We start from the raw sequence: 10,004 nt of genomic DNA on the forward strand, positions 1-10,004 counted from the left end.
ATGAATTAAATATTCAAAGAGGAACATGTCATGAATCTAGGAGCATTGATTTCAGAAAGTCGTAATCCGGCCACGATGGAGCTGGATAAGCTCTCTACGCTCGAAATGTTGACCTGCTTTAATGATGAAGATCGCAAAGTGCCGGAGGCCATTCGTTTGGTGTTACCGGCTATCGCTCAAGCGGTAGATTTAGCCGCGGAGTCCTTAAAGCAAGGTGGGCGGCTCATTTATCTGGGGGCCGGTACCAGTGGTCGGCTCGGCGTGCTGGATGCTTCCGAATGCCCACCGACCTTTGGTGTACCTCATGGCAGGGTGATTGGTCTAATTGCCGGTGGCCCGGGTGCTTTATTCAAAGCGGTGGAAGGTGCTGAGGATAATATCGCGCTCGGTGTGCGGGATCTGCAAGATTTAAAGCTGACGGCAACTGATATGGTGGTCGGGCTGGCAGCTTCTGGTCGCACGCCTTATGTCATCGGTGCGCTACGTTATGCCCGCCAACTTGGGTGCCCAACGGCGGCTATTTCTTGTAACCCAGACTCTCCTATCGCGCAAGAAGCTCAGGTTGCGATTTCACCGGTAGTAGGGCCGGAAGCCCTCACTGGTTCTACGCGTATGAAGTCGGGCACCGCGCAGAAGTTGGTACTGAATATGCTATCCACTGGGGCGATGGTGAGACTGGGTAAGGTTTATCAAAATCTGATGGTAGATGTGAAAGCGACTAACGTGAAGTTGGTTGATCGCGCTTGTCGTATTGTGGTTGAAGCCACCGGGGCCAGCCGTGCAGAGGCTGAAAATGCCTTATCACAAACCGAGTTTAACGTAAAACCAGCCATTTTGATGATTCTGAAAGGCGTGAGTGCCGAGCAGGCTCGCCAGGATCTACAGCAACATAATGGCTATTTGCGTGCAGCATTGTAAGACGCACACTCAGGGGATTAGCACTCGTTGGTAATTGGCCTCGATGCCGCAGGCAAAGTGATGTTGTATTTAGTCGCGATGATTGTCACCATACTTGCAGGTTTCATATTTAACTGGTTTATGGGATTCAATGATCCTGAGGAGTAACGTTTGAGCGCAGAGCAGGCCACATCGACCTTTGAGCAAACTGACAGTAACCGCGAGGGGACGGCCGAGGCATTATCAGAAAACGCCAAACGCATTGTCTTCTTTGATCTGGATGGCACGTTGCATCAACAGGACATGTTTGGCAGTTTTTTGCGTTTTTTGTTGCGACATTTACCGCTAAATCTGTTGCTGGTGGTCCCATTATTGCCGGTGATTGGGCTGGGATTGCTGCAGGGCGGTCGTTGCGCTCGTTGGCCAATGAGCCTGTTACTGTGGGCGATAACCTTCGGTCGGCGTGAAGCGCATTTGAAAGATTTGGAATTACGTTTTGTGAATGATTTTCGCCAAAAAGTTACCGAATTTCCCGTGGTCGTGATGCGTTTGCGCCAATATCTGGAGAGCCATGACGCACAGGTATGGTTGATAACTGGCTCGCCGCAACGGTTGGTGGAGCAGGTTTATCATGATTCGGCGTTTATTCACCGTTTGCGGTTGGTCGGTAGCCGCATGGCGCGGCGTAATGGCGGCTGGGTGCTACCTCTGCGCTGTTTGGGGCCAGAGAAAGTGGTGCAACTGGAACAGCGTTTGGGATCGCCGCTGAAACTTTATAGCGGATACTCGGACAGTAAGCAGGATAACCCGCTATTGTATTTTTGCGAGCATCGCTGGCGGGTCAGTAAAAGCGGCGAATTACAGCAATTAGAATAAACGCCCATTGCAGTCATTCGCCATTTTAAGTGGTTTTGGCTCTAGTGTGTGACGTCATTATCATGGTGGCCGAGCCGCCATATTCGTTCGGCATGCCGGCCCAGTAACCACAAGCTAATGCCGAGCAGCAGGAAGAAGATAGTTTTCGGCATCGCATCCCAGAAGAACTCAAAGAAACGGGTATACAAGTTGATGGCCAAAAATGTCAGGCCGAAGCCGCGCAACATGGCATCATCTCGTTTTAGTCCCAGCCAAATAGCGACGCTGGCGGCAATGGCAAACAATAGACTCCAATGCAGCAACTCTATCTGGCGCACCTGATACCAATAGTCCAGGTCACCGTAATTGCCAAAAATAGACAATAACCACAGGGCAATAAACAGATAAAGCAGCCCCATCGCCTGTGACACCCGATCTAGCCGACGTTGTGCCAACTGCGGTTGCAACACCAGTGCCGCTGCACAAAGTAGCAGGCCAAAAGCAATAAAGCGTATCGGGTAGCTCATTCCCAGCCAGTAGGCGCCCCAACCGGACAAATAGCCAGTTTCTGCCCCAAACGCATTACCCAGTGACAGCAAGGCAAATAGCCATACTAATGGCGCACGACCAAACCAGCCCACCACACCATAGATGACGGTACCCAACAGCAGTAATACTGAGATGCGACCACTACCATTATCCAGCCACTCACCGAGTTGGCCGATGGCGGCTGCGGTAAATATTACGCCGAGAAAGAGTACGGCTTCATTACTGTAAATCTTACTGGGATCTCGCCGGCGGCGGTTAAAGCCCCAGCCGTAAAATGCGGCGGCCAATATCGCCGTGACCACCACCCGCACCGGGGGATCAAAGCGGAAAAACTGGCTTATCCAGTTGAGTAAGAAAGTATCAGCCATCAGGCTGCCAATGGCGATAACCAGCGAAGCCAGTGCGGCAAGAAAGGCGTAACCGGCTAATCTGCGCCAGTCAAACGGTTGAACATCAATATTCTGTAACAGACGTTGATGCTCTTCCTCAGGGATAACGCCTTCACTGGCCCATCCATTCAGGGTTTTACGTACTACCGCGGCATTTTTCTTGCTGAGCTTCATGTAGCTGGCTTCCATATGCTGATAATTTATATCAGGAATGATTTATATCCTGCCGGAACATTAACCGATCATTATGGACTGAGCTACTTTATATTGGAGATAGCGGGTATAGCGGTTGTCGCTGGCTGTGTATAATGCACGCCGCCAAAGTACCAGAGAGGTTAATGTGTCTGCTGATAAAAGTTTGTTTTCTGAATTTGATTTACCTGCTGAATACAGTGATGAGTACTGGATGCTACGGGCGTTGACGCTGGCTCTGCGGGCACAAGAAGAGGGAGAAGTCCCGGTTGGCGCGGTGTTAGTGCTGGGCAACCAGGTGATTGGCGAAGGGTGGAATAAGTCTATTCGCGATAACGACCCTACCGCTCATGCAGAAATCATGGCGCTACGGCAAGGCGGGCAGGTGGTGCAGAACTATCGTCTGCTGGAAGCCACGCTATATGTGACGCTGGAGCCATGCGTAATGTGTGCCGGAGCCATGATACACAGCCGGATCCGTCGCTTGGTCTATGGGGCCAATGATTTAAAAACCGGTGCTGCCGGTTCGCTGGTGGATATCTTGCGCCATCCGGGGATGAATCATCAAATAGAGGTCAGTGCCGGGGTACTGGCACAGACGTGTTCCCACCAATTAAGTGCTTTTTTCCGCCTACGACGTGAGCAGCAAAAGGCGTTGAAACTCGCGCGGCAGCCATGATTCGGCCCATCCGTGGGCCTTGCGACTAGGATGCGGTGGTTGGCAGCATCTTGAAATCTATTAGGTAGTTACGTGTTTTCGCATCATGTTAGTTATTGATTGACCAGCCTGGGCCGACAACCGGATAAGCTTTACCCAGTTCAGCTTCGATAGCGGCATGTTGGGCTGCTTTTTTCTCTCTTTCCTGCAAATATCCCACCAGACTGACCTGATAACGACGGATGTTTTCGACATAGTTATAAGCCTCATGGCCACGGGCGTAGCCATAAGTGGTACTTGGGTAGTAGCGCTTTTGACTCAACATCGGTAGGCGCATTTTTACATCAACCCAACTGTCTGGATTACCATTCTGATTTTTAGTCAGGCGACGAGCATCCAGCATATGACCATAACCCAGATTATAGGCGGCCAGCGCGAACCAGATGCGCTCATCTTCTGGAATACTCTCCGGCACTTTTTGCATTAACCGCTGCAAGTAAATGGAGCCACCTTTAATACTCTCCTCAGGATCAACCCGGTCTTTAACCCCTAAACCATTTGCTGTGGCGCGGGTTAGCATCATTAACCCCCGCACGCCAGTCGGTGAGGTGGCTTGTGGGTTCCAATGGGATTCCTGATAAGCAATTGCCGCCAGCAGTTTCCAGTCAATTTCCCCGGCATGTTTTTCAAACAAGGATTGGAAAGAGGGCAACACACTGTCGATGGCTGACAGGAATGTTTTGGTATCGACATAATCAAAGCTACCGACATGGCCGAGATATTTTTCCTCCAGCCGCGCCAGACTACCGTCTTCAACCATCTCGCTGTAGAAATCGAGCATGGCGGCATACAGGCTATCATCGTCCCCCTTCTGGAAATACCAGGTTACTGGCTCTTCATCCGTAACATCAAAGGCAACCGCTAATTGCGGATGGATGCGTTGCAGTAGGGCAATGGTCACCGAATCACCCAGGGTATAGTCAAGTTTGCCGTCCGCGACCTGTTCCAGTAACTCTTTGCCAGAACGATCAACGGATGATCCCCAGTTAAGATCGGGATATTTGCTCTGCTTAAGTTGTTTGAGGGTGGTCATATGGGCTGATCCAGAGGCGACAATCAATTGGCCCTTCAGATCACTAAATGATTTTGGCCGTGGTTTACCCAATCGGTATACTAACTGTTGCGAGACTGAATAATAGGCAGGTCCGGTACGCGCCCGATTAAGACGCTCACGGTTATAAATTAGCCCGGCAGCCAGCATGTCTGCATCATCGTTATCAAGTGCATCAAACAAGTCATCAATATTATGATGAGGGGTAATGACGAGTTTAACCCCCAGATAGTCCGCAAAACGGTTGGCTAGCTCATAGTCAAGACCGGAAGGGCCATCCTTTCCGGTAAAGTAGATAAGTGGTGAGCTAATCGTGCTAACACGTAGCTCGCCACGGGCTTTTATACGGTCTAGTTGTCCTTCTTGACTACTGCGCCAGGGAATATTGGGCCACAGCGCGAGGGCCAGAAGTAAGGCAACTACACCGATAACAAAGTAATTTAATTTTATGCGCGTCAAATAGTTATCTCTCGGCAGCGCTCTTTATCTGTGTGTTGTGAAGTAAGAATCGACATGGTTAAAACCCCAGTGGAGTGGCATTTTGCGCAACAAATCGTCAGTGTGCAACTTTATTGCGAGCTTATTTATTCAGTATTGGTGTTCTATAGATAACGACAATTTCTGACTCAATTATTAATAATAGCTACGCAAACGGTTTCGTCGGAGGCGTAGATTCACTATAATGCCCGCGTTTTCCCCTGTTTTGCGCCAATAAATGCTGCGCCCAATGAAGTGCTGTTCCAGTCGCTTCGAAGAGAGAGAAACTTAGATTATGGAAATACTGCGTGGTTCGCCCGCTTTGTCGGCTTTTCGTATTACCAAACTGCTGTCCCGTTGCCTGGATGCTCACCTTTTGGTGAGTGATATCTACGCCGAATATGTTCACTTTGCCGATGTTAGCGCTCCGTTAAGTGCTGATGAACACGCCAGGCTCCAACGGCTGCTTAAGTATGGACCCTCTCTCCCTGAACACGCGCCAGAAGGGCGTTTGTTACTGGTTACGCCAAGGCCGGGGACCATTTCTCCGTGGTCTTCTAAAGCGACGGATATTGCGCACAACTGTGCGTTGCCACAGGTTCTGCGTCTGGAACGTGGCCTGGCTTTCTATATTCAAGGCCCAGACCTGAATGAAAGCCAATGGCAACAATTGTCGGCGCTGCTGCATGACCGCATGATGGAAACGGTATTCACCGATTTGCAGCAAGCAGAGCAGTTATTCTCTCATCATCAACCCGCCCCAGTACAACGGGTGGATATCTTGGCGCAGGGCCGCAGTGCACTGGAGCTGGCTAATATTAAGCTGGGCCTGGCTCTTGCTCCAGATGAAATTGACTATTTGCTGGCCGCCTTTACCGGTCTGGGGCGTAACCCGACCGATATTGAGCTGTATATGTTTGCTCAGGCAAACTCTGAGCATTGTCGGCATAAAATCTTTAATGCAGATTGGATAATTGACGGTGTTTCTCAGCCTAAAACACTGTTTAAAATGATCAAAAATACCTTTGAACACACACCGGATTACGTATTGTCAGCCTATAAAGACAATGCGGCGGTGATGGAAGGTTCTCAGGTCGGGCGCTTCTTTGCTGCACCTGATAATGGCGTTTATGATTACCATCAGGAAGCGGCGCATATCCTGATGAAAGTAGAAACTCATAACCACCCGACGGCAATTTCACCCTGGCCGGGTGCTGCTACCGGGTCTGGTGGCGAAATCCGTGATGAAGGTGCTACCGGGCGTGGTGCTAAACCTAAAGCCGGTTTGGTGGGTTTCTCTGTTTCTAACCTGCGTATTCCCGGTTTTGAACAACCGTGGGAAGAGAATTTCGGTAAGCCGGATCGTATTGTGACTGCGCTGGATATCATGACCGAAGGTCCACTGGGCGGCGCGGCCTTTAACAACGAATTTGGCCGTCCGGCGCTGCTGGGCTACTTCCGTACTTATGAAGAGCGCGTCAACAGTCATAACGGCACTGAGTTACGTGGCTACCACAAACCGATCATGTTGGCTGGTGGCATCGGTAATATTCGGGCCGACCATGTACAAAAAGGCGAGATAACGGTCGGTGCCAAGCTGGTGGTGCTCGGCGGCCCGTCGATGAATATCGGTCTGGGTGGCGGCGCGGCCTCTTCCATGGCATCGGGTCAGTCAGATGCGGATCTGGATTTTGCTTCGGTACAACGTGATAACCCGGAAATGGAACGCCGCTGTCAGGAAGTGATTGACCGTTGCTGGCAGTTAGGTGACCACAACCCGATTCTATTTATTCATGACGTCGGTGCAGGCGGTTTGTCTAATGCCATGCCAGAACTGGTCAGTGATGGTGGTCGTGGCGGCCGTTTTGAGCTGCGTGACATCCTCAATGATGAGCCGGGCATGAGCCCGCTGGAAGTGTGGTGTAACGAGTCTCAGGAGCGTTATGTTCTGGCTGTTGCCCCCGCGCAGATGGCTCAGTTTGATGAAATTTGTCGCCGTGAACGTGCGCCCTATGCCGTTATAGGTGAAGCCACTGAAGAAAAACATCTGACACTGAATGACCGCCACTTCGATAATCAACCAATTGACATGCCTTTGGATGTCTTGCTGGGTAAAACGCCGAAGATGCTGCGTGATGTCACCCGCCTTCAGGCGCAGGGTGATGCATTGCAACGTGCTGAGATAAGCATCGCTGATGCGGTCAAACGGGTGATGCATTTACCGGCAGTGGCAGAGAAAACCTTCTTGATTACCATCGGTGACCGTAGTGTGACCGGCATGGTGACACGTGATCAAATGGTTGGCCCGTGGCAGATTCCGGTGGCCGACTGTGCGGTTACCAGTGCCAGTCTGGACAGCTACTATGGTGAAGCGATGTCATTGGGTGAACGTGCGCCAGTGGCATTGCTGGACTTTGCCGCCTCAGCCCGCCTGGCGGTAGGCGAAGCACTGACCAATATCGCGGCCACTCAGATTGGTGAGCTAAAGCGCATTAAACTGTCAGCTAACTGGATGTCAGCAGCCGGTCATCCGGGTGAAGATGCCGGTTTGTACGAGGCGGTGCGTGCGGTGGGCGAAGAGCTATGTCCTGCGCTGGAGATTACCATCCCGGTGGGCAAAGACTCCATGTCGATGAAAACTCGCTGGCAGGAAGGTGATGAGCAGCGCGAAATGACCTCGCCGCTCTCTCTGGTCATTACTGCTTTCGCCCGTATCGAAGATGTTCGCCATACGGTGACACCACAGCTACGCACTGATAAAGGCGATAACGCGCTGTTACTGATTGATTTAGGTGCCGGCCACAATGCTCTGGGTGCAACTGCCCTAACGCAAGTCTACCGCCAGTTAGGTGATAAACCTGCTGATGTGCGCGATGTACAGCAACTGGCTGGTTTCTTTAATGCGATGCAGCACTTAGTGGCCTCTCAGGCATTACTGGCCTATCACGATCGCTCTGACGGCGGCTTACTGGTGACACTGGCTGAAATGGCCTTTGCCGGTCACTGTGGGGTGCAGGTTGATATTCACACCTTGGGTGATGACGCGCTGGCGGCGCTGTTTAATGAAGAGCTGGGAGCAGTGATTCAGGTACGTGCTGAACAGCGTGCTGAGGTGGAAAAAGTTCTGGCAGACCACGGTCTGGCAAACTGTATTCACTATCTGGGCCATGCTGTTGAGGGTGATAGCTTCGATATTCGCAGTGGCACTGAGGTGGTATACCGCGAGAAACGCAGTACTCTGCGCTTGTGGTGGGCAGAAACTACCTGGCAAATGCAGCGCCTGCGTGATAACCCTGATTGTGCTGATCAAGAGCATCAAGCGAAACAGGTTGAAACTGATCCGGGCCTGAATGTCCAACTGACCTTTGATCCCGCAGAAGATANTGCCGCACCTTATATCATCAAACAGGTACGGCCAAGAGTGGCAGTCTTGCGTGAGCAGGGGGTTAACTCCCACGTTGAAATGGCAGCTGCCTTCCATCGTGCTGGTTTTGATGCAATCGACGTGCACATGAGTGACCTGCTGGCAGGCCGAACTGATTTGCAATCGTTCCAGACCTTAGTGGCCTGTGGTGGTTTCTCTTACGGTGATGTGCTGGGCGCGGGTGAAGGTTGGGCAAAATCGATACTGTTTAACAACCGGGTTCGTGATGAGTTTGAAGCTTTCTTCCATCGCCCAGAAACATTGGCATTGGGGGTCTGCAACGGTTGTCAGATGATGTCTAATCTGCGTGAACTTATCCCGGGAGCCGAACATTGGCCACGCTTTGTCCGCAACCTGTCTGATCGCTTTGAAGCGCGCTTCAGTTTGGTTGAAGTGGCCAATAGTCCATCCCTGTTTATGCAAGAGATGGCCGGATCTCGCCTGCCAATTGCTGTTTCTCACGGTGAAGGGCGAGTCGAAGTGCGTGATGCGGCCCATCTGGCGCTGCTTGAGCAGAACAATCTGGTGGCATTGCGCTTTGTGAATAATCAGGGTGAGGTGACCGAGGTTTATCCGGCTAACCCAAATGGTTCTGCTAACGGTATCACTGCGGTGACGAGTGCCAGTGGACGGGCAACGGTGATGATGCCACACCCAGAGCGGGTCTTCCGCACCGTCAGTAACTCCTGGCATCCAGAAGAGTGGGGCGAAGATAGCCCGTGGATGCGTATGTTCCGTAATGCGCGTAAGCAATTGGGTTAAGTGAATCGGCTTTGATTGTGATAACAGGGGCATCAGTTGATGCCCCTTTTTTACGCATGCTGATAAGGGTTTAAGATATATTCATTTATCTTTTATAACTTGAGTCATACCCAGTGGTCTGATTCGCTAGTGTCATATGAAAGGTTTTGCTAGAAATCTGGTGGTTGGTCGCCAATCCTGTAACAACCAATCGATAGTTTCCAGGTGGTAAGTTCACTAAAAACAAGGTCATATTCTTAGAGCGATTATCGATAAGTGTCGCGGTCTGTGTTTTCTCATCATCATATTGATCATAGAGATAGGTCGTAATTAGTAGGTGATCAAGCGTTGTTACCGTCATCGGTATCTCAGCCAAACTGTTTTCGAGCCAATAATGTGTTTGCACGCCATGTACGGAAAAATTATCAGTGAGAATATGACTATTATTTATCAGTATTGGTTTTACCCGTAAATCTTCAAGGGTTATGGGTTGTGCCATTGCAGATAAATTGATCAACATAATGTTGGCGAGAATCATAAGACTGATTTTCATATGAGTACCTTCCTAATGATAAGTTGTGAAACTCCAAGGCAGATACCTGTAAATCACCTTATGGGCATAAACAATTGCCAGTGTTTTCTTTTGCTGCATTTTGGCGGTTTCTTGTCGGTACCTGAGCCAGGTAATCAACGTGACTCATTCTTGTAAAT

Annotated in this window: 7 protein-coding genes and 1 pseudogene; 5 read left to right on the forward strand and 3 right to left on the reverse strand. The window is 50.6% G+C overall.

Annotated features, from left to right (window positions below; all coding sequences use genetic code 11):
- Window positions 1-30 precede the first annotated feature (30 nt).
- The 3 genes and pseudogenes from murQ (at window position 31) to yfhb (ending at window position 1,773) form a co-directional block, all read left to right on the forward strand.
- Window positions 31-918: an N-acetylmuramic acid 6-phosphate etherase gene (gene murQ / locus V1952_RS16595; RefSeq protein ID WP_420075146.1), complete on the forward strand. Its 888-nt coding sequence runs from the start codon at window positions 31-33 to the stop codon at window positions 916-918.
- Window positions 919-969: 51 nt separating this feature from the next.
- Window positions 970-1,065, forward strand: a pseudogene (locus tag V1952_RS16600) (PTS N-acetylmuramic acid IIB subunit / PTS N-acetylmuramic acid IIC subunit); the annotation flags it as partial.
- A 3-nt stretch (window positions 1,066-1,068) separates the two neighbouring features.
- Window positions 1,069-1,773: a phosphatidylglycerophosphatase C gene (yfhb, locus tag V1952_RS16605; protein WP_193784796.1), complete on the forward strand. Its 705-nt coding sequence runs from the start codon at window positions 1,069-1,071 to the stop codon at window positions 1,771-1,773.
- Window positions 1,774-1,814: 41 nt separating this feature from the next.
- On the opposite strand, the gene V1952_RS16610 is transcribed toward yfhb, so the two are convergent.
- On the reverse strand, window positions 1,815-2,864 hold the full coding sequence (locus V1952_RS16610; RefSeq protein ID WP_372559693.1) for a DUF2157 domain-containing protein: 1,050 nt from the start codon (window positions 2,862-2,864) through the stop codon (window positions 1,815-1,817).
- 127 nt (window positions 2,865-2,991) lie between these two features.
- On the opposite strand from V1952_RS16610, the gene tadA reads away from it, so the two are divergent.
- Window positions 2,992-3,561, forward strand: a complete 570-nt coding sequence (gene tadA / locus V1952_RS16615; RefSeq protein ID WP_372559692.1) for a tRNA adenosine(34) deaminase TadA — start codon at window positions 2,992-2,994, stop codon at window positions 3,559-3,561.
- Between the two features lie 88 nt (window positions 3,562-3,649).
- Here the strand turns inward: tadA and mltF are convergent, their stop codons facing one another.
- Entirely contained in the window at window positions 3,650-5,110 is a 1,461-nt protein-coding gene (gene mltF / locus V1952_RS16620; RefSeq protein ID WP_372559691.1) for a membrane-bound lytic murein transglycosylase MltF, read from the reverse strand.
- Between the two features lie 313 nt (window positions 5,111-5,423).
- Between mltF and purL the strand changes: the two genes are divergently transcribed.
- Window positions 5,424-9,314, forward strand: a complete 3,891-nt coding sequence (gene purL / locus V1952_RS16625; RefSeq protein ID WP_420075147.1) for a phosphoribosylformylglycinamidine synthase — start codon at window positions 5,424-5,426, stop codon at window positions 9,312-9,314.
- An 85-nt stretch (window positions 9,315-9,399) separates the two neighbouring features.
- Here purL and V1952_RS16630 read toward each other — a convergent pair whose 3' ends face one another.
- A complete protein-coding gene (locus V1952_RS16630) occupies window positions 9,400-9,846 on the reverse strand; it encodes a hypothetical protein (RefSeq protein WP_372559689.1) in 447 nt (148 codons plus the stop codon).
- Window positions 9,847-10,004 lie beyond the last annotated feature (158 nt).

The organism is Yersinia sp. 2542 StPb PI (assembly GCF_048593855.1).
In the GTDB taxonomy this organism is placed as follows: Bacteria; Pseudomonadota; Gammaproteobacteria; order Enterobacterales; family Enterobacteriaceae; genus Yersinia; species Yersinia enterocolitica_E.